This is a genomic window from Streptomyces endophytica (genome assembly GCF_026153355.1).
In the GTDB taxonomy this organism is placed as follows: Bacteria; Actinomycetota; Actinomycetes; order Streptomycetales; family Streptomycetaceae; genus Streptomyces; species Streptomyces endophytica.
On sequence record NZ_CP110636.1, the window covers coordinates 2,586,431 to 2,606,108 of the forward strand.

Sequence of the window (19,678 nt, forward strand, 5' to 3'; positions counted from 1 at the left end):
GACACGACGGACGGGCCCCGGGTTCGCAACCATCGGCGCGGCCAGGAAGAATCAGCACGCGTACGGCCGTTTCGATAGTCCTCGCCGCAGGCGGGGAGACGCTGCACGGGGCAGTGGCTCTCGACGGCTCGTGGCTTTTGAGAGTCTCTTTTTTACGCCCCACGGGGAGGTGGCAGACAAGTGGTGGAGCAGCTGAAGCAGCTGACGCAGCACGATCCCCGGCGGATCGGGCCGTTCGAGGTGCTCGGCCGACTCGGGGCCGGCGGCATGGGACTGGTCTATCTGGCCCGTTCGGCGTCCGGCCGGCGCGTGGCGATCAAGACGGTGCGTACCGAGCTCGCCGAGGACCAGCTGTTCCGGGTCCGCTTCACACGCGAGGTCGAGGCGGCCCGCGCGGTCAGCGGTTTCTACACCGCGGCGGTGGTGGACGCCGATCCGCGCGCGGCGGTGCCGTGGCTGGCGACGGCCTACGTCCCCGCGCCCTCCCTGGAGGAAATAGTCAATGAGTGCGGACCGCTGCCGGCCCAGGCGGTGCGCTGGCTGGCGGCCGGGATCGCCGAGGCGCTGCAGTCCATCCACGGCGCCGGCCTGGTCCACCGCGACCTGAAGCCGTCCAACGTGCTGGTCGTCGAGGACGGCCCCCGGGTGATCGACTTCGGCATCGCCTCCGGGGTGTCCAACACCCGGCTGACGATGACCAACGTGGCCGTGGGCACGCCCGCCTACATGTCGCCCGAGCAGGCCCGGGACTCGCGCAGCGTCACGGGTGCCAGCGACGTCTTCTCCCTCGGCTCGACACTGGTCTTCGCCGCCACCGGACACGCCCCCTTCCACGGCGCCAACCCCGTCGAGACGGTCTTCATGCTGCTGCGCGAGGGCCCCGATCTGACCGGGCTGCCGGACGAACTGCGTCCGCTCATGGAGTCCTGCATGCAGATGGAGGCGACCCACCGGCCGTCCCCCGCCGACCTGCAGTCCCAGCTCGCCCCGCACCTCTTCGGCTCCGGCAGCGACGACAGCGGCACCGCGTCGGCCTGGCTGCCGCCCGGCGCGGTGGCGCTCATCGAGAGCCGCCGCGGCGGCCGCTCCGCCGTACCGCAGGAGAGCCGGCAGGCGGCCTCCGGGCGGGGCGCCGGCCGTCCCGCGCCCGCCGCCCCGCCGGTCCCGCCGTCCCCGCCCCAGGCGCCCGCCCAGCCCCCCGTAGCGGCCCTGCCGCAGCCCGCCCAGGCCCCGCCGCGGCCGGAGAACGCACCCGCGGACGCCTGGCCCGGCCGGATCGGTGCCGGCCCCGGCGCCCACCGCGGTGGTGATCCGCGCGGTGCCCACCCCGGCCCGATGCCGCAGCCGGCCGCGCTCGGCCCGGACGTCTCGACCGCCCGGGTCACCCCGGTCTCCGCGGCACCGCCCGCCGCCGCGCCGTCCCCGGCCGCCGCGCTCTCCGCGGCGCCCGCGGAGGGCGCCGCCGGTCCCGTCCACCTCGGCGGCTCGGCCGCCCCGATAGGGCCGGGGCCGCGCGCCGGGGAGCCGCAGCCCCGCGGCCAGGCCGGTGCCGCGACGAACTGGGTCCGGCCGCCCGGTGGCGGGCCGGTCACCGGAGTGCCCCACCAGGGCGCGCCCGGCGGTGCGCCGTCGTCCGAGGGTGCCGCGGCGCCGGCCGAGGCACCGCCCGCCGACCCGGGCCGCTGGCGCCCCTGGCGGTTCCGGATGTCCAACGACGTCTGGGGCACCCCCGCCGTGGACGGCGAGCTGCTCTACGTCACGTCCTTCGAGGTGCATGCGCTCGACGTGGCCAGCGGGCGGCGCCGGTTCAAGACCCGTGACGTCGCCTGGGCGATGGCGGTCGCGGACGGCCGGATCCACGCGTCGGACGGCCCGAGCCTGTACGCGCTGGACGCCACCGACGGCACCGACCGCTGGCGGCTGAACACCGACGGCTGGGTCTACGCCCTCAAGGTCGACCGCGGGACCGTCGTCACCAGCACCCGCGGCGGCGGCGTGCAGGCGTGGGAGGCCGCCACCGGCGAACTGCTGTGGGAGACCACCGGCGTCCAGACCGACTTCGAGACCGCCGAGGCCGGGCCGGTGATCCACGACGGCACGGTGTTCGTCTGGGCCGACGCCCGGCTGAAGGCGCTGGAGGCGCGCACCGGCGCGGAGCGCTGGTCGTACCCGGTCGGGGACGCGGCGGCCTGCGGCGGGGTGCCGATGCGGCTGCTGCCGGCGCCGGACGGGGCGGTCTACGTCGTGGCCGGCACCCGGGTGCTGGCGCTCGACATCGCCCGCGGCGACGTCCGCTGGCACTTCGAGGCGCCCGCGGCGTTCCTCAGCCCGCCCGCCTTCGCACCCGGACCGGCGGTCACCGGCGGCGGGGTCTATCTGGCGGACTACCTCGGCACGGTCTACGCGCTGGACCCGGCGGACGGCCGCGACCGCTGGCGGATCGCCACCGAGGCCCGGCAGTCCACCGAACCGGTGCTGGTCGCGCACGGCGCGGTCCACCTGGGCAGCGGCAAGGCGCTCTACACCCTGGACGCGGTGACCGGCACCCCGCGCTGGCGGTTCCAGGCGGGCGCGGAGGTCGTCGGCTCCCCGGTCGTCGCGGAGGGCCGGGTGCACTTCGGTTCGGCCGACCACTGCCTGTACACCCTCGACGCGATGGGCGGCCAGCTGCGCTGGAAGCTGGCGACCGGCGGGGAGATCACCGGCTCGCCGGTGGCGGTCGGCGGCGTCGTCTACGCCTGCAGCAAGGACCGCTGCGTGTACGCGCTGGACGCGGCGAAGGGGACGGGACAGGCCCGGCGGTCCTGAGCCCCCGGGCTCCGGCCGCTCCTGCCCGCACTCCCCGTCCTACTCCTCGTCCTCCGGAGGGCGGGGCTGCCGCTGCTCCCTGCCCCACTCCACGGGAGGGGTGGGCGGCGGCCGGCGGGCCGGCATGGTCGGCGGCGGCTCGTGTCCGTACGGCTCCGGCTGCCCCGCCCGGGGCTGCTGGGGCGCCGGTGGCTGCTGCCGGGCCGGTGGCGGCGGGGGACCGGCGGCAGCGGCGTGGTGGGGGTGTCGTCCTCGGCGGGGTACGGACCTCCGGAGCGGCCCGGCGGCGGGGGCGGCGGCGCCCCGGTGCCGGCCGGCCCGGCGGTGTACGGCTCGGGGTCCCACTCCTCGGCGCCGGGGCGGCCCGCGTCCCACGGCTCCGGCGGGCCGGGCGGATAGGCCGCGGGCGGGTAGGGGGCCGGCGGGCGGGTGCCCGGGGGTAGCCGGCGGGCGCCTCGTAGCGGTCGTCGGGCGGGTAGGGGCCGTAGCCGTCGTCGTAGCGGCGGTCGTCGTAGCCGCGGTCGTCGTAACGCCGGTCGTACCCGCGGTCGTAGACCCGCCGGTCCCGGCCGCGCATGACGAGCGCGCCGAGCAGCAGCAGGGCGCCGCCGCCGAGCGCGTTGGCCACGCCCACGCCCAGCCCGCGGGCGCCGGCGGTGAGTTCGCTCGCCGCCTGGCCCTGGCGGACCATCCACAGGATCGTGAAGCCGAGCACCACCACGCCGGCGACCGCGACCAGCGCCCGGGAGCGCAGTGCGACGCCGATCAGCGCCAGCAGCGCCGCGAAGGCCATGGGCAGCACGACGGACCCGAACAGCGCGGCGCTGTTGCGGGTGATGCCGTTGAAGAGGTCTTCGATCCGGATGTCGCTTCCGTGACGGCCGTCGTACCAGGGACGGAAGGGGCTCCATACGGCGGCCGTCGCTCCGATGAGGGCGATCAGTGACCCGAGAACGTTGCGGACCACGGGCGTCGCCTCGCTTCGGGTCGTTCGGTCATCCTCCGCGACCGACGCTACGCCCGCCCCCCGGCACCCGCTAGACAGGTTGGGCCGGACGCGCGGCCGGGGCCCGTACGGGGCGTCCCGGGCTCTTGCTAGGGTGCCGTGCACGCGTCAACCCGCAGTCCGGCGGGCGAGAAGTTTCCACGGGGGATGGGCGATCATGAAGCAGCGCATACGCACGGGCACGTCCGGCGACGGTGCCCGCAGGGCGACGAGGGTGGCGGTGGCCGGGGCGCTGGCACTGGCCACGGTCGCCACGGTCGGGGGGTGTGCCTTCAGCCGCCCGCGGGTGGCGATGCCGACCGCCCTGGCGAGCCCCAGCGCCACCGGGTACGACGCGACCCCCACGGGCTACCCGACGGACAGCTACTCGCCGTCGTACTCGCCCTCGCCGACCGAGGAGACCTACGACCCGGACGGGCGCGCGGACGCCACCGGCAGCAACTGCGACTTCTCCAACTCGCTGCGCCAGTTCACCTACACGGTGTCCATCACCAACCCGTCGACGACCTCCTCGTACTCCTACGACATGGCCGTGAACTGGATGAAGGCCAAGCCGGCCGACGGCAAGGCGTACGGGCTGCACGAGCGGTCCATCGTCGTGGGCCCCGGCGCCACCGAGACCTACACCGCCAAGTACACGGTCAACCAGTCCTCCATCGGGCAGTTCTGGTTCACCTGCCAGATCACCCGGGCGCACAAGACCAAGATGTAGCCCGCGCCCCGGAGGCGGCCCCGAAGACGGCCCCGGAGGCAAGGCGTCATCTGACGAACGGGTAGGGATCCGCCCCTGCGGGCCCGCCGCCCGCTCCACCCCCGGGCGTCCGCTCCTTCCGGGCGGCGAACAGCTCCGCCTGGCGGTCCGGCGGCAGATTGCCCAGCGCGATCAGCGCCGGGGCGTGCGCCCGGGCCTGCGCCCGGCCCGCCTCGTGGGCCGCCCACAGGGCCCGTACGGTGCCCTGGACCGCCTCGGTCGGCTGGGTGGCGAGGGTGGCGGCGCGGCGCAGCGCGACCTCGGCCGCCGCGCCGGGCGCGGTCAGCTCGGAGACCAGGCCGATCGCGTACGCGCGCGGGGCGCCCAGCCGCTCGGCGGTGCCCATCAGGGCCAGCCGCGCGGCCTCCCCGTAGGGCATCCGCTGCGCCATGGTGAGCGACTCGTAGGCGCTGACCATCCCGTAGGTGGTGTGCGGGTCGAAGAAGGTGGAGTTCTCGGAGGCGACGACGAACTCGGCCTCGCCCAGGAGGTAGAAGGCGCCGCCGCAGGCCATGCCGTCGACCGCGGCGATCACCGGTTTCCACAGGTCGTTGGCCTTCGGGCCGATGGTGAGCAGCGGATCGTCGAGGGAGTAGGGCGAGGACGGCTGGGGGACCTCGGCGGAGCGGTCGATGCCGGTGCAGAAGGCGCGGCCGCCGGCGCCGGTGACGACCGCGGCCCGTACGGTGTCGTCGTACCGGAACTCCCGCCACAGGGCGGCGAGTTCGCGGGCGGTGGCCAGGTCGATCGCGTTGTGCCGCGCCGGCCGGTCGAGGGTGACCAGTGCGACGCCGTCCTCGATCTCGGTGCGCAGCGTCATGGCCGCTCCAGGACCCAGCGCGGCACGGTCATACCGCCGGGCGGCGTGTGGAAGACGGCCTTCACGGGGGCGCCGATCCGCAGCCGCTCCGGGGCGACGGAATTGAGCGGGGCGTCCGCGGCGGTGACGAGGTTGCCGACCAGGCGGATGCGGGGGGCGTCGGCCAGTTCCACGACGATCGCGTTGTAGCCGGGCAGGTCCGCGTACGCGGGCAGCAGCGGCGGGTGCGGAACGACGTAGGACCAGATGCGGCCGCGGCCGCTCATCTTCCGCCAGTGGGCGGCGAAGGACTGGCAGTGCGGGCAGCACGGCCGGGGCGGGAAGCGGAGTTCGTCGCAGTCGGCACAGCACTGGACGCGGAGTTCGCCCCGCGCGGCGTACTCCCAGAAGGGTGCGCCGTCGTCGTCGACGACCGGTGTCAGCAGCATCTCAACTCCTCAGCAGAAGGGCGGAGGTGGGCACGCCCTCGCCCGCGGTGACCAGGCAGGTCGCGGCGTCCGGCACCTGCGCGGTGCTGGTGCCGCGCAGCTGTTTGACGCCCTCGGTGATCAGGTTGAAGCCGTGCACGTACGCCTCGGAGAGGCCGCCGCCACCGGTGTTGATCGGCAGCCGGCCGCCGATCTCCAGGGCGCCCCCCTCGGTGAAGGCCGCGCCCTCGCCGCGCCCGCAGAAGCCGTAGCCCTCCAGGGAGAGCGGGATGAGCGGGGTGAAGGCGTCGTAGATCTGCGCGACGTGCACGTCCTGCGGCCCGAAGTCGGCCTGCTTCCACAGCTGCCGGGCGGCGGTCCAGGCCGGGCCGGTCAGCGGGTCGTCGTTCCAGTAGTTGACCATCCCGTGGTGCTGGGCGGGCAGGCCCTGGGCGGCGGAGTGGACGTACACGGGCCGGTGGCGGCAGTCGCGGGCCCGCTCGGCGGAGACCAGGACGCACGCCAACGCGCCATCCGTCTCCAGGCAGTTGTCGAAGAGGCAGAGCGGCTCGCTGATCCAGCGCGAGGTCATGTACATCTCGCGGGTCAGCGGCCGCTCGTACATCATCGCGGCCGGGTTCTGGTTGGCCCGGTTGCGGCAGGCGAGCGCGACGTTGAAGAGGTGGTCGCGGGTGGCGCCGTATTCGTGCAGGTAGCGGCGGGCCAGCAGGCCGATCTCGTCGGCCGGGCGCAGCAGCCCGAAGGGCCGGGTCCACTGCCCGGGGGTCGGCAGCTGCACCTGGGTGTTCTTCCAGGGGCGCGGCCCCGAGCCGCGCTTGCGGGAGCGCCAGGCGACGCCGACGTGCGCCTGGCCGGTGGCGATGGCGGCGGCCAGATGGGCCACCGTCGCGCAGGAACCGCCGCCGCCGTAGCCGACCTTGGAGAAGAAGGTGACGTCCCCGGCGCCGATCGCCTTGGCTATCTCGACCTCGTCGGTCTCCTCCATGGTGTACGAGGCGAAGGCGTCCACCTCCGAGGGGGCGATCCCGGCGTCGTCGAGCGCGGCGACGATCGCCCGGCAGGCCAGCGTCTTCTCGGGATCAGGGAGTCGTTTGGCGAACGGGGTCTGTCCGATGCCGGCTATCGCCGTCGCGTCCTTGAGGGTCGCCCCCATCGCCACCTCCGGGGTCCGTCGTCCGTACTGACAGCCGAGGAGGCTACCGCTAATCTGACGGGTAGTCAGCTACTGGGATGCCACCGGTCCGCACTCGGCGGCCGGAACTTCTTCCGCGGGAGGCAGTGCGATGGGCGACGACGCGGCGGTGCGGGCGGACCTGGAGCACGGCACCATCCCCCGCCTGGTGCGCGCCGCCGCCCGGCGGTACGGCCCGCGGGAAGCGGTCGTCGAGGGCCGTACCCGGGTCACCTACGCGGAACTCGGCGAACGCGTCGAGCGGGCGGCCGCCGCCTGCATCGCCTCCGGCGTCGCCCCCGGCGACCGGGTCGCCGTCTGGGCGCCCAACACCCTCGACTGGATCGTCGCGGCCCTCGGCGCGGTCACCGCCGGCGCGGTCCTCGTCCCCGTCAACACCCGCTTCAAGGGCACCGAGGCCGCCCACCTCCTGCACCGCACCCGCGCCCGGCTGCTCTTCGTCACCGGCACCTTCCTCGGCACCTCCTACGTGGCCGCCCTGCGCCGCGCGACCGCGGAGAGCACGGCCGGACTCCCGCACCTGGAACAGGTGGTGGTGCTCTCGGACAGCGCACCCGAGGGCTACCGGACCTGGAAGGAATTCCTCGCCGCCGGCGACCGGATCACGACCGGGGAAGTCCGGCGCCGCGCCGACACGGTGCGGCCCGACGCGCCCTCCGACATCATCTTCACCTCGGGCACCACCGGCCGCCCCAAGGGCGCCGTCATCACCCACGAGCAGACCCTGCGCTGCTACGGCGTCTGGAGCGAACTGGCCGGCCTGCGCGCGGGCGACCGCTACCTGATCGTCAACCCGTTCTTCCACACCTTCGGCTACAAGGCGGGCATCATCGCCTGCCTGCTCCGGGCGCGGTGATGGTGCCGCAGCCGGTGTCCAGCGTGGACACCACGCTGGCCAACCTCGCCGCCGAACGGATCTCGGTCCTGCCCGGCCCGCCCACCCTGCACCAGTCCCTCCTCGACCACCCGGCCCGCGGCGCCCACGACCTGAGCGCGCTGCGCCTGGTGGTGACCGGCGCGGCCGTGGTGCCGCTCCAGCTCGTCGAGCGGCTGCGCGGCGAGCTGGGCGTCCGCACGGTCCTGACGGCGTACGGACTCTCCGAGGCGAGCGGCCTGGTCACGATGTGCCGGCGCGGCGACGACCCGGGGGTCATCGCCGCGACCTCGGGCCGCGCGATCCCCGACACGGAGGTACGGGTCCTCGCCGGGCCGGGGGAGCCCGGCGAGGTGCTGGTGCGCGGCCACCACGTCATGCGCGGCTACTTCGAGGACCCGGAGGAGACCGCCAAGGCCGTGGACGCCGACGGCTGGCTGCACACCGGTGACGTCGGCGTCCTCGACCCGGCCGGCAACCTCCGGATCACCGACCGCATCAAGGACATGTTCATCGTCGGCGGCTTCAACGCCTACCCCGCCGAAATAGAGCAGCTCCTCGGCCGCCACCCGGACATCGCCGACGTCGCCGTCATCGGCATCCCCGACCCGCGCCTCGGCGAGGTCGGCAAGGCCTACGCGGTCCGCCGCCCCGGCGCGTCCCTCACCGCGGACGACCTGATCGCCTGGTCCCGCCGCGAGATGGCCAACTACAAGGTCCCGCGGGAGGTCGCCTTCGTGCGGGAGCTGCCGCGGAACGCGGGTGGGAAGGTCCTGAAAAACCATCTGCGACGGGGTAAGGGCCCCACGTACCTTGCCGTCCCGCCGCGGGTCTTGCTCGCCGTTGCGCGCTTTGCGGCGCCCCGCACGTACCTGTCCGTCCCGCCGCGGTTGTTCTCGCCGTTGCGCCTGCGGCGGGCTGGGTTGTGGGGTGCGGTGACGGGCCTCCGGGGCCGGTTGTGTGGACTGCTGACGCTTTACGTCCACACAACCGGCCCCTCCGGCCCGTCCCCTCCCGTGAGGGGGAAAGTGAAGGACGGTGGGGGTGCACGTAATGCCCACGTACGCGCGGGCAACGGATTACGCCCGCCCCCGACCAGCTGAGAAACTCCCCACTACGGGAGGGGCTGGACCGGAGGACGAAGTCTGGAGGGCCGGCACCGCACCCGAAAACACCACGCCCGCCGCCAGGCGCAACGGCGAACACGCCCCGCGGCGGGAAAGACGGGTACGTGCGGGGCGCCGCAAAGCGCAACGGCGAGCAAGCCCGACGGCGGGACAGACGGGTACGTGGGCTAACGAACCGGAGGTACCCAGTCAGGGCGGCGGCCCGCGAGGCCTACCACCCTGTCCAGGAGGGGTGCGTCCTCCGGTACCGGGACCACGCTGCCGAACAGCGGGCCGTTCGCGCTGTCCTCCGCCCAGGAGGACAGCAGCTCGTACGACAGCTGGAGGGCGTCCGGGTCGGGCACGTACTCCTGGCCGGTGGCGCGGGCCAGGTCCCAGCCGTGGAGTACCAGCTCGTTGAGCGCGACCCGGCCCGCGACGGCGCCCGGGAGCGTGACGCCGCCCGCCTGTGTCTCGCCCTGCCACGCGTCCGGCGCGTGCCAGGCCGCGGTCATCCCCGCCAGGTTGCGGTCCAGCTCCGCACGCCAGCCGGGGTCCACGTCCGGCCGCATCGCGTCGGGGGACAGCCGGGTCGCCGGCCCGAGGTCCTTGCGCGCCACGTCCTGGAAGGCGGCGGCCAGGCCGACGAGGTGGCCCAGCAGATGGCGCACCGCGTACTTCTCGCACGGCGTCGGCGCATCGAGCTGCTGCTCGGTCGTTCCCGCGGCAAGCCGCGAGACCTCCCGGGCCTGCGCCGCGAAGTCGATCATCTCGGTCATCGTGCGGTTCCTTCCGTCCTGCGGAGCGCTTGTCGTCCGTCTGCCGGCCGCCGTACCGCCGGCCACCTCCACAGTGCAGACTCCGCACGCCGGAAGAACTCATCGCCACACCGGACATCCGGCGAGGTCGCCGCGCGCGGGCCCGGGGCCGGGCCTACGGCGGTGGGCCGAGAGGCTCAGCGCCGGTCGTACCGCTCCCGCAGCGCCGCCTTCAGCACCTTGTTCAGCGGGCCGCCGCGCGGCAGCTCGGCGGTGGTCTCCAGCTGTTCCGGCAGCTTCTGCGCCATCACCCCGGCCGCCCGCAGGTGCGCGGTCAGCGCGTCGAGGGTGAGGGGCGGGGCGGCCGGGTCGGCGGGCGTGATCACCGCGCAGACCCGCTCACCGCGTTCCCGGTCCGGCAGCCCGATGACGGCCGCCTCGGCGACCGCCGGATGGGTCTGCACCAGCCCCTCGACCTCCTGGGCCGAGATGTTCTCGCCCTTGCGGATGATGATGTCCTTGAGCCGCCCGGTGAGCACGAGGTGCCCGTCGGGGCGCAGCCGGCCCAGGTCGCCGGTGCGGAAGTACCCGTCGGCGTCGAACGCCTCCGCGGTCAGTGCCGGATCGGTGTACCGCCGGAAGAGCATCGGGCCCTTGAGGGTCACCTCGCCGGTCTCCCCGGGCGCCGCCTCGCTCCCGTCGGGCCGGACGAGGCGTATCCGGGCCCCCGTCACCGGCCGGCCCACCGTCCGCGCCAGCTGGTCGTCGCTGTCGTACGGCGTGCCCATCGCGATCATCGGGCACTCGGTCATCCCGTAGCCGTGCACCACCGCACACCCCAGCTCCCGCCCGGCCGCCGCGTACAGCTCCGGAGACATCGGGGCGCCGCCGCCCGACAGCACCCGGAGCGTCGGGATCAGCCGCCCGGCGTCCGGGCGGTCCCGCCGGTAGCGCCGTGACTCGTCCAGGAACGCCTGGTAGAACGCGGTGCTGCCGCCGGCCATGGTCACCCCGTACCGCCGGTAGACCGCGGCCGCCCGGCCCGGCTCGAAGCTGTCCAGCACGACCGCGGGAAAGCCGCTGACCAGCATGGCGATGACGTAGTCCGGCCCGGCGATGTGCGCGTACGGGAAGGCGATCGAACCGATGTCCTCCGCGGACATCCCGAGCGCGGTCGCCAGCCCGACGCCGCCGGCGATCAGACTCGCGTCGGTGTGCTCCACGCCCTTGGGCGACGAGGTGGTCCCGGAGGTGTAGTAGATCCAGCGCGTCCCGTCCCGCTCCGGCACGTCGTCCGGCAGCCCGGACGGATCCCCTACGGGCAACCCGCCCCCCACCGACACCACCCGCACGCCGTCCCCGGCCGCCTTGCGGGCCATCGCGGCGTAGTCGAACCCGCGCCACTCGCCCGGGACGAGCATGTACTCCGCCGCCGACTCCGCCAGGATGAAGCCGACTTCGCGCTCCCGGTGCAGCGGAATGACCGGTGTCTGCACGGCCCCGAGCCGGGCCAGCGCCAGCGAGACGAGCACCGTCCCGATCCGCGTCGGCAACTGCCACGCCACCCGCGTCCCGGCCCGATCCCCAGCCCCCGCAGCCCGGCGGCCACCCGCAACGCCTCGTCCCGCACCCCGTCGAAGCTGACGCTCCGCCCCTCCGCGTCGAAGAACATCGGCGCCCCCCGCGACGCCTCCGCCCGATACTCCACCAGCTCCCAGAGCGACCGCACACGACCGACCTCGAACACGACGCGCCTCCTGACTCCGGGGGACGGGTGGGGCGCACTGTAGCAGCGGATCTGATGGAGCGTCAGATATTGTGCACGCACAACGGCAGCGGGACCATGCGCTGTCGCATGGTCCCGCTGCCGAGGTGCTCAGGTGGTGCCGTCGTAGGGCCTGCGCCGGGTCAGGTCAGGGCGTGTGGTTGTCCGCCGGGGCAACGGGGGCGTGGTTGTCCCCCAGGGCGACGGGCATGTGCTTGTCCGCCGGGGCGACGGGCGTGTGGTTGTCCCCCAGGGCGACGGAGGTGCCGGACGCTATCCCGCTCGCGGTGATCGGGGCGTGGTGGTCGAGCGTCGAGACCTGGCCGGATACCGGGCGGGTCGAATCGGCCATCGCCGGTGCGGCGGCCGCACCCGCCGCGGCAACCGTGAGAGCGGTGAGAAGGACGGCCTTGTAAGCGCGGGTCATGCTGTTTCCTCCGTTAACGATGGGGTGGCAGTGCATTGAGCGTAGGGAGGGTTTCGCGGACCTCAGCCACACGTTCGAGCGCATGGCCGGAAACCGGTGCAGGTCGGCCGGATAGCCGAAGTCTGTGCGGATATGCGCGTGTGCGGACCTGCGCGTGCGCGGAAATGCCGCAGGGACCGTTCCCGATGGCTCCCCTCCGTGCCATCGGAACGGCCCCTGCGATCCCCCGAACCCCTCCGGTGCGTGCTACTTGGGCTCGCCCAAGGCGTCGCCGATCGGCTTGCCGATGGGCTGGTGGTGGTCCAGCGGCTTGATGATGTCCTCACCAGGCGTCGCCTGCTGGTCGTTCTTGCCCACGATGCGACGGCCGTTGGGGCCGATGATGGGCTGGTGGTGGTCGAGCGGCTTGATGATGTCCCGCTCGTTGGGCTGGGTGTTCTCGGTGGCCAAGCTGATCAACTCCTGTTTGGGCGCTTGTTTCCGGCCACCCGGCCGGCGACTCCCCCGTGGGTCGCCGGACAGGTGCGTCGGGGCCGAACACCATAACGGTGGGGCCAACTGACCGAACCGCTTGCCCCCCGAGGCGGCGGGTCGGTGAGTAGAAGACTGGCCCTACGCGATGAACGATCGATAAACGTCCGCGTCCAGCGCCGTCGCCGGGTGTTGCCGGCCGAGGTCCGCGCAGGTCAGGCGGCTGCCACCGGACGCAGCAGACGGCGCACCGCGGCTCCTTCCGGGGAATCCAGCCGCTCGTAGACGCTCAGCGCCTCCTGCCAGCACACCCGGGCCCGGCCGGTCTGGCCCACGCCGTCCAGGGCGCGCCCGAGCAGGGTCAGGACGTTGGCGTGCCACCACTCGCCGCCGATGGCCCGGAGGGCGGTCAGCGCCTGTTCGGCGTGGTTGGCGGCCTGGGCGGGGTGACCTGCGGTCAGGTCGGTCTCGGCCAGGCGGAAGTACGTCATGCCCTCCCAGAAGCGCTGCCGGCTCGCCTGGAAGATCGCCAGGGCCTTGCTGAGCTGCTCGGTGGCGTCCTCCAGCCGCTGCGCGCGGGTGAAGGCCAGCCCGAGCGCGTACATCCCGTTGGCCAGCCGTCGGGTGGCGCCCAGCTCCCGGTAGATGGCGATGCCCTCCTGCGCCAGCCGGATCGCGGTGTCCACCCGGTCGGTGGCCAGGTGGACCCGCGACAGGTTGCACAGGGCGCTGGCCTCCGACGGCTTGTTGCGGTCCTCGCGGAACGCGCTGAGCGCCTGCGTGAGGTACGCCTCGGCGTCGGCGTGGCGGCTCTGCGAGTTCGCGATGATGCCGCGGTCGTTCGGCGCGTACGAGGAGGCGAAGGCGTCCTTGGTCGCGAGGCCCAGCAGCATGGCCGACTGGGCGTGCTCGTCCGCCTTGTCGAACCGGCCCGCGAGGGTGTGCACGTTGGTGAGCGCGACGTGGATGCGGGCCTGGGCGCGCTGGTAGTCCAACGCCCGGGCGGCCTCCAGCAGGGCCATGTTCACGTGCTCGTACTGCCGGGAGTCCGCACCGGATTCGGCGAGGTCCTGCGCCAGCAGCAGCAGGTCCACCGCCCGCCGCAGGGTCTTCGGGCCGGCCGACTGCTGGGCGCACGCCAGCAGGCAGCGGGCCTCGGCGAAGAGCCACTCCAGGGCTCCTATGCGGTCGGTGAAGGTGAGCCCCGCGTACTGCGGGCGCTCCATGTGGTCGGCCAGCCGGTCGCCCGGGCGCTCCAGGGTGTAGACCTCCTTGGCCGTCGCCAGGTAGAAGTCCAGCAGCCGGGAGAGCGCCGCGTCCCGCTCCGTGGGCGGGTGCTCGTCCCGTTCCGCGCACGCCCGGGCGTACAGCCGGACCAGGTCGTGGAAGCGGTAGCGGCCCGGCGCCGCGGACTCCAGGAGGCTGGCGTCGACGAGGGATTCGATCAGGTCTTCCGCCGAGTCGGCGTCCATGTCCAGCAGGGCGGCCGCGGCGGCGAGCGAGATGTCCGGGCCGTCGGCGAGGCCCAGCAGCCGGAACGCCCGTGCCTGGTGCGGCTCCAGCTGCCCGTAGCCCAGCTCGAAGGTGGCGGTGACCGCGAGGTCACCGGCCCGGAGCTCGTCCAGCCGCCGGCGTTCGTCGGCGAGCTTGCGGGCGAGGGTGGAGACCGTCCACGTACGGCGGGCGGCGAGCCGGGAGGCGGCGATGCGGATCGCCAGGGGCAGGAAGCCGCAGGCACCGACCACCGCCATCGCCGACTGCCGTTCGGCGGTGACCCGTTCCTCCCCGACGATGCGGGTGAAGAGCTTCAGTGCCTCCTCGGGGCTCATCACGTCGACGTCGATGAGGTACGCGCCCGCCAGGTCGATCAGCCGGGCGCGGCTGGTGATCAGCGCCGCGCACCCTTCCGAGCCGGGCAGCAGCGGCCGTACCTGCGCCGCGTCCCGGGCGTTGTCCAGCAGGGCCAGCACCCGGCGCCCGGCGAGGGTGGAGCGGTAGAGGGCCGAGCGCTCCTCCAGACCGTCCGGAATGGAGGAGTCCGGTGTGCCGAGGGCCCGGAGGAAGGAGCCCAGTACGGCTTCGGGCTCGGACGGGGTGTGGCCGGCGCCCTGGAGGTCGACGTAGAGCTGGCCGTCGGGGAAGTGCTCGCGGGCGGCGTGCGCGACGTGCACGGCGAGGGTGGTCTTGCCGACGCCGCCGATGCCGGTGAGCGCGGAGACGGCCATGACACTGCCCTCGGCGGTGGCCAGTTGCTTGCCGAGCTCGTCGACGAAGGCGTTGCGGCCGGTGAAATCGGCCACCGTGGCCGGAAGTTGCTGTGGTCGGACCACGACGGGGTCGGTGGCGTCCGGGCCGTCGATGACCACGGGCGGCGCGTCGAGATCCGTGTCCGCCCGCAGAATCCGCTGCTGCAGCTCCGACAGCGAGGCGCACGGCTCGACGCCCAGTTCGTCGTCGAGGAGGCGCCGGGTGTCGGTGTAGACCGCGAGCGCCTCCGCCTGGCGGCCGCTGCGGTACAGGGCCAGCATCAGCAGTTCGCGCAGGCGCTCGCGCAGGGGGTGGGCGGCGGTGAGGGCGGTGAGCTCGGAGACCGCGTCGGCGTGGTGGCCGAGTTCGAGGTCCAGTTCGAGGCGGGCCTCGATGAGGGACAGCCGCCACTCGTGCAGACGGGTGCGCTGGGTGTCGGCGTACGGGCCGGCCAGGCCGGCCAGCGGCTCGCCGTCCCACAACGCCAGCGCCCGGTCGAGGAGTTCCCGGGCCCGGGCCCGGTCACCGGCCGCCCTGGACTTCTCCGCCTCGGAGGCGTACTGCTCCGCGTGGTCGTGGTCGAGATCCAGCGGGCAGCCGTCCACCGGCCGCAGCGCATAGCCGCCGGACTCGCTGACCAGGGCCGCGGCGTCGTCGCCCAGCGCCTTGCGGAGCCGGGACGCGTACGTCCGCAGCGCGGCGAGCGCGGCGTGCGGTGGTTCGTCGCCCCACAGGGCGTCGACCAGCTCGGGCGCGGTGGCGGTCCGCCCGCCGCGCAGCAGTAGTGCGGCCAGCAGCGCTCGCTGCTGCGGGGAGCCCGCCGCCAACGGCGTCGCGCCGCGCCAGGCCCGTACGGGACCGAGCACGGTGAAGCGGAGCCGCTCCCGCCCCGGACCGTCGTCCATGGTGTCCCCCTGCCCTGTGGCATCCATCCGCGCTGTATGCGCCCTCTCGCTGTATGCACCTACTCGCTGTGCGCAACGGCCAGTCTGCCTTGTCGTGCCCCCTTACGTCAGTAGGGGTCCGGACCGTGCACAAAGCCTCCTCGCCTGATGGTGCCGGGGGCGCCGGGGCGCATGGCAGGGGCGCGGAGGGCCGGCTTCCGTGCGCCCCCGGGGCAGTTGGTACGCGTCAGGGGCACGGGAGGCGCGTGCGCGGAGACGCCGGGCGGGCCGGCCGAGCCGCACCGCGGGTCTGCCTTCCGACTAGCTGACGGACCGTCAGTTACGCGCTACCGTGACCGCATGGAGACCTTCCCCAGGATCATCTCGGTGGACGACCACACGGTGGAGCCCCCCCGTCTGGCGGGACCGGCTCCCGTCGAAGTACCAGGACACCGGCCCCGCATCGTCCGGGCACCGCTCGCGGAAATGACCTTCGTCGGGGGCAAGTTCGCCCCGAAGATGGGCGCCCGGGGGACGACGGGCCGATAGCCGACTGGTGGGTCTACGAAGACCTGCACCGGCCGCTGACCCGCCTCGACACCGCCGTCGGCTACGCCCGCGACGAGATCAAGCTCGAAGGCATCACGTACGAGCAGATGCGCCCCGGCTCCTACAGCGTCCCCGAGCGGCTCGCGGACATGGACGTCAATCACGTGCAGTCCGCCTTGTGTTTCCCCACCTTCCCCCGTTTCTGTGGCCAGACCTTCACCGAGGCCAAGGACCGCGAGCTCGGCCTGCTGGGGGTGCGCGCGTACAACGACTGGATGGTGGAGGAATGGTGCGGCCCGCAGGCGCGGGGCCGGCTGATCCCGCTCACCCTCGTCCCCCTCTGGGACGCGGAGCTGGCCGCCGCGGAAGTACGGCGCAACGCGGCCCGCGGCGTACGGGCGGTCTGCTTCAGCGAGATCCCGCCCCACCTGGGGCTGCCCAGCATCCACACCGACTACTGGGACCCGTTCCTGCGGGCCTGCGACGAGACCGGCACGGTCATCGCCATGCACATCGGCTCGTCGTCGAAGATGCCGTCCACCTCGGCCGACGCGCCGCCCGCCGTCGGCTCGACGATCACCTTCGCCAACTGCTGCTTCTCGATGACCGACTGGCTGATGAGCGGTAAGTTCGACCGCTTCCCCGACTGAGGATCATGTACGCCGAGGGCCAGATCGGCTGGATCCCGTACATCCTGGAGCGTGCCGACGTCGTCTGGGAGGAGAACCGCGCCTGGGGCGGCGTCGCCGACAAGGTCCTCCGCCCGCCCTCCGAACTCTTCGCCGAGCACGTGTACGGCTGCTTCTTCGACGACGCCTTCGGCCTGCGCAACCTGGACGCGATCGGCGTCGGCAACGTCCTGTACGAGACGGACTACCCGCACTCCGACTCGACCTGGCCCAAGTCGAGGGAGGTCGGCGAGGCCCAGATGGGCCACCTGCCGCCGGACGTGGTGGAACGCATCGTCCGCGGCAACGCGATCGACCTGCTCGGCCTGACGGCGGAGGGCCTCTGGGCGGGCTGAGCGGGAGGCGGCGAGTCCGCCCGTACGACCGCGGTACGACGCCGCCGGCCACCGGCCCGGCATCAGCGCGTGGATCAGCGCGTGGATCGGCGCGTTGATCGGCGCGTTGATCAACACGTGGTCAGTACGTGCATCAGTACGCGTAACCGGGCCAATGCGGATCCTCCCAGCGGGCCTCGTCCGTGAGACCGAGCAGCCGTACGTGCTGCAGCAGCTCCTCCGGGGCGCCCTGGGACCGCAGCCGGGCCGGCGCGTGCCGGACCAGCCAGCCGGCGAGTTCGGCACACAGCTCGTCCTCGCCCTCCCAGGCGTCCCAGGGCAGCTCGTCCTGAGCAGCTCGTGCTCCCAGTCCTCCACCGCCTCGACCAGCCGCCGGTCGGCCACCGGGCCGGTCCGCGCCGCCCATGCCGCGAGCCACGGGGTGAGCGTGCCGGAGGCCTCGGCACAGCAGGCGAGCACCTCGTACGCGGGGACGGCGGCGCGGGGGTCCGTGAGCGTGTGTGCCCACCAGGCGCACAGGAACTCCCGCACCGCCGTGGCCTGTCCGTCCGGCCACGCCTGCCACCGGCCGCGGGCGAACGCCCGGCCGACCTCCTCCATGCCGAAGAGCGGCTCGACCCGCCCGGCGACCAGCTCCCCGGCGAGCTGCGGCAGGATCCGCCGCAGCACCTCCCCGGGAAACTCCCAGTCGACCGCCTGCCAGGTACGCCGCAGCAGATCGGGCTCCAGCACCACGTCCGCCACCTTCAGCTGCGCCAGCTCCTCCGCGCTGCCCCAGTGACACTCACAGTTGTCCTCGTCGGGATGGGCGGCCATCCCACGGAAGGTGCCGGCCAGCCGCTCCAGCGCGGCATCCAGCCGGAGCGAAGGACAGGGATCGATTGCATCGGCGCACACCGTGAACCGGCTTTCATGACTCCGCACACCGGCTCCCACCGGGCGAAGAGAGCGACCTTACCGGAGGGGGCGGGGGTTCGGTGCCGCATATCGCAACGGGCCGGCCCAGGGAGCGGCTCGGGCCGGTCCGGCAGGTTTTCCACAGGGATCACCACGCACGGCGACCCGCCCCTACTCTGAGAGTCACGAGATGGACAGAGAGGGGCAAGGCCGTGACGTCAGATGCCACTCCGGACCCGTACGCCGAGCCGGTGGTCTTCGGGCAGCGGATGCAGATCCTGCGGACCCGGAGGGGGATGAGCCGCACTGTCCTGGCCGGCCTGCTGGGGAAGTCGCCGAGTTGGGTCAAGCAGGTCGAGGGCGGACGGCTGCACATGCCCAAGCTGCCCACGATCTTGCGCATCGCGGAGGCTCTCCGCGTAGGGGACCTGGCCGACCTCACGGGTGACCAGTCGATGTCGGTCGGCCTCTTCGCAGGCCCCGGGCATGCCCGGCTGCCGCAGGTACGTGCTGCCCTGGACGCCTTTCCGCTGACCGCCCAGCAGGAGGCGCCGACTCCCCGTCACCTTCGGGAACGCCTCACCCGCGCCTGGCGCGCCCGCCACTCCTCCCCGAATCACCGGGAGGTCATCGGCGCGCTTCTGCCGTCTCTCCTCCAGGACGCACAACTCGCCGTGTTGCAAGCGGACTCCGCGCGGGAGCGGCGGGCGGCACAAGGGCTGCTCTCGGAGGCGTACAGCCTCAGCCAGTTCTTCCTCGCGTACCAGCCGGACGCCTCCTTGCTCTGGCGAGTGGTGGAGCGCGGAATGATCGCAGCCCAGGAATCGGAGGACCCGCACGTCATCGGGATGGCCGCCTGGCTGGCGACACAGGCGCACCGCGACAGCGGGCATGCGCATTTCGAGGCCGCGGATGCAGTGAATCTGGAGGCCCTCCGCTATCTCGAAGCCTTCCTGCCCGAGGCGAGCGACGACGTCCTGGCCATCGCCGGAGCGCTGCAGTTCGAAGCGGGGTACACCGCGGCGCGCCGGGGAGAAACCGGAACCGCCTGGCGGTACTGGGACACGGCCCGCGCCGTGGCGGAGCGGCTCCCCACCGACTACTACCACCCCATGACCTCGTTCTCCCGCGCGGTCATAGGAGCCCACGCCGTCACGGTCGCGGTCGAGTTGCATGCGGGAGCGGAGAGCGTACGGCAGGCATCTGCGGCGGACGCGACGACGATTCCGTCCCGGCCGCGCCGGGCGCGGCATCGCATCGAGGAAGCCCGCGGCTATCAGCTCGACGGCCAGGCGGAGGCCGCCCTCGCCGCTCTCGGCAAGGCGCACGAGGCGGCACCGGAGACCGTCCGCTACAACGGCTACGCGCGGCGCATCGTGCTGGAAGAGACGGAGTCGAAGAGCCCGGCGCAGCGCCGTCGTGCCAGCGAACTGGCCGTGAAGATGGGGGTATTGGCCGCATGAACAGAGGGGTACAAACTGTGCCCCTTCACCCTTCTTCGGGGTCCTACGGTCGTTCCTCGTACGACCGATGAGGACCCCCGCGGCCGCATGCAGGGCGGCCCGGGGGCATGGCCAACCTGAGGAAAGCAGGTCGACATGCCGGACTGTATCGCCCGTATCTTCGAGTCGCTTGGGGAGCTGTTACTGCCGGCTTCCGGGCGGTCTCGGC

The 19,678-nt window shown here is 73.3% G+C and carries 12 protein-coding genes and 3 pseudogenes; 5 read left to right on the forward strand and 10 right to left on the reverse strand.

All coding sequences use genetic code 11. From position 1 onward, the window contains the following. Positions 1 to 180: 180 nt before the first annotated feature. A complete protein-coding gene (afsK, locus tag OJ254_RS11720; RefSeq protein ID WP_265362276.1) occupies positions 181 to 2,808 on the forward strand; it encodes a protein serine/threonine kinase AfsK in 2,628 nt (875 codons plus the stop codon). On the opposite strand, the gene OJ254_RS31575 is transcribed toward afsK, so the two are convergent. Continuing rightward, entirely contained in the window at positions 2,699 to 3,775 is a 1,077-nt protein-coding gene (locus tag OJ254_RS31575; protein ID WP_423835880.1) for a hypothetical protein, read from the reverse strand. The genes afsK and OJ254_RS31575 overlap by 110 nt on opposite strands. Positions 3,776 to 3,971: 196 nt before the next feature. On the opposite strand from OJ254_RS31575, the gene OJ254_RS11730 reads away from it, so the two are divergent. Continuing rightward, complete coding sequence (locus OJ254_RS11730; RefSeq protein WP_265362277.1) at positions 3,972 to 4,526, forward strand: hypothetical protein; 555 nt, start codon at positions 3,972 to 3,974, stop codon at positions 4,524 to 4,526. Positions 4,527 to 4,572: 46 nt separating this feature from the next. On the opposite strand, the gene OJ254_RS11735 is transcribed toward OJ254_RS11730, so the two are convergent. From OJ254_RS11735 to OJ254_RS11745, 3 genes are read right to left on the reverse strand one after another with little or no spacing between them, the layout of a single operon-like run. Then, positions 4,573 to 5,385, reverse strand: coding sequence for an enoyl-CoA hydratase/isomerase family protein (locus OJ254_RS11735; protein WP_265362278.1), 813 nt, complete (start codon positions 5,383 to 5,385; stop codon positions 4,573 to 4,575). Continuing rightward, a complete protein-coding gene (locus OJ254_RS11740) occupies positions 5,382 to 5,813 on the reverse strand; it encodes a Zn-ribbon domain-containing OB-fold protein (protein ID WP_265362279.1) in 432 nt (143 codons plus the stop codon). The genes OJ254_RS11735 and OJ254_RS11740 overlap by 4 nt, the downstream gene beginning before the upstream one ends. 1 nt (position 5,814) lies before the next feature. After that, a complete protein-coding gene (locus OJ254_RS11745) occupies positions 5,815 to 6,966 on the reverse strand; it encodes a lipid-transfer protein (protein ID WP_265362280.1) in 1,152 nt (383 codons plus the stop codon). Between the two features lie 130 nt (positions 6,967 to 7,096). Here OJ254_RS11745 and OJ254_RS11750 point away from each other — a divergent pair. Next, a pseudogene (locus tag OJ254_RS11750) lies at positions 7,097 to 8,670 on the forward strand (FadD3 family acyl-CoA ligase); the annotation flags it as partial. 503 nt (positions 8,671 to 9,173) lie between these two features. Here the strand turns inward: OJ254_RS11750 and OJ254_RS11755 are convergent. The 5 genes and pseudogenes from OJ254_RS11755 to afsR all read right to left on the reverse strand — a co-directional run bounded on the left by OJ254_RS11755 (position 9,174) and on the right by afsR (position 15,558). Beyond that, positions 9,174 to 9,764 (reverse strand): TIGR03086 family metal-binding protein, encoded by a 591-nt coding sequence (locus OJ254_RS11755; protein ID WP_265362281.1) that lies wholly within the window; start codon positions 9,762 to 9,764, stop codon positions 9,174 to 9,176. Positions 9,765 to 9,940: 176 nt separating this feature from the next. After that, positions 9,941 to 11,490, reverse strand: a pseudogene (locus tag OJ254_RS11760) (class I adenylate-forming enzyme family protein). Between the two features lie 166 nt (positions 11,491 to 11,656). After that, on the reverse strand, positions 11,657 to 11,935 hold the full coding sequence (locus OJ254_RS11765; protein ID WP_265362282.1) for a hypothetical protein: 279 nt from the start codon (positions 11,933 to 11,935) through the stop codon (positions 11,657 to 11,659). Between the two features lie 246 nt (positions 11,936 to 12,181). After that, positions 12,182 to 12,385 (reverse strand): hypothetical protein, encoded by a 204-nt coding sequence (locus OJ254_RS11770; RefSeq protein WP_265362283.1) that lies wholly within the window; start codon positions 12,383 to 12,385, stop codon positions 12,182 to 12,184. 236 nt (positions 12,386 to 12,621) lie between these two features. Further along, positions 12,622 to 15,558 carry an SARP-family global regulator AfsR gene (gene afsR / locus OJ254_RS11775; protein ID WP_265362284.1) on the reverse strand — a complete coding sequence of 979 codons (2,937 nt, stop codon included), beginning with the start codon at positions 15,556 to 15,558 and terminating at the stop codon, positions 12,622 to 12,624. 339 nt (positions 15,559 to 15,897) lie between these two features. Between afsR and OJ254_RS11780 the strand changes: the two are divergent. Further along, positions 15,898 to 17,110: pseudogene (locus tag OJ254_RS11780) on the forward strand (amidohydrolase family protein). Between the two features lie 133 nt (positions 17,111 to 17,243). Here the strand turns inward: OJ254_RS11780 and OJ254_RS31005 are convergent. Beyond that, positions 17,244 to 17,528 carry a hypothetical protein gene (locus tag OJ254_RS31005; RefSeq protein ID WP_341483600.1) on the reverse strand — a complete coding sequence of 95 codons (285 nt, stop codon included), beginning with the start codon at positions 17,526 to 17,528 and terminating at the stop codon, positions 17,244 to 17,246. A gap of 691 nt (positions 17,529 to 18,219) precedes the next feature. Between OJ254_RS31005 and OJ254_RS11790 the strand changes: the two genes are divergently transcribed. Further along, positions 18,220 to 19,470, forward strand: coding sequence for a helix-turn-helix domain-containing protein (locus OJ254_RS11790; RefSeq protein ID WP_265362285.1), 1,251 nt, complete (start codon positions 18,220 to 18,222; stop codon positions 19,468 to 19,470). Positions 19,471 to 19,678: the final 208 nt, after the last annotated feature.

Bases quoted from the DNA above. Each gene is read 5' to 3' on its own strand.
- OJ254_RS11765 (WP_265362282.1), bottom strand. From the start codon at position 11,935: ATGACCCGCGCTTACAAGGCCGTCCTTCTCACCGCTCTCACGGTTGCC.
- afsR (WP_265362284.1), bottom strand. From the start codon at position 15,558: ATGGACGACGGTCCGGGGCGGGAGCGGCTCCGCTTCACCGTGCTCGGT.
- OJ254_RS11745 (WP_265362280.1), bottom strand. From the start codon at position 6,966: ATGGGGGCGACCCTCAAGGACGCGACGGCGATAGCCGGCATCGGACAG.
- OJ254_RS11735 (WP_265362278.1), bottom strand. From the start codon at position 5,385: ATGACGCTGCGCACCGAGATCGAGGACGGCGTCGCACTGGTCACCCTC.
- OJ254_RS11730 (WP_265362277.1), top strand. From the start codon at position 3,972: ATGAAGCAGCGCATACGCACGGGCACGTCCGGCGACGGTGCCCGCAGG.
- OJ254_RS11755 (WP_265362281.1), bottom strand. From the start codon at position 9,764: ATGACCGAGATGATCGACTTCGCGGCGCAGGCCCGGGAGGTCTCGCGG.
- OJ254_RS11740 (WP_265362279.1), bottom strand. From the start codon at position 5,813: ATGCTGCTGACACCGGTCGTCGACGACGACGGCGCACCCTTCTGGGAG.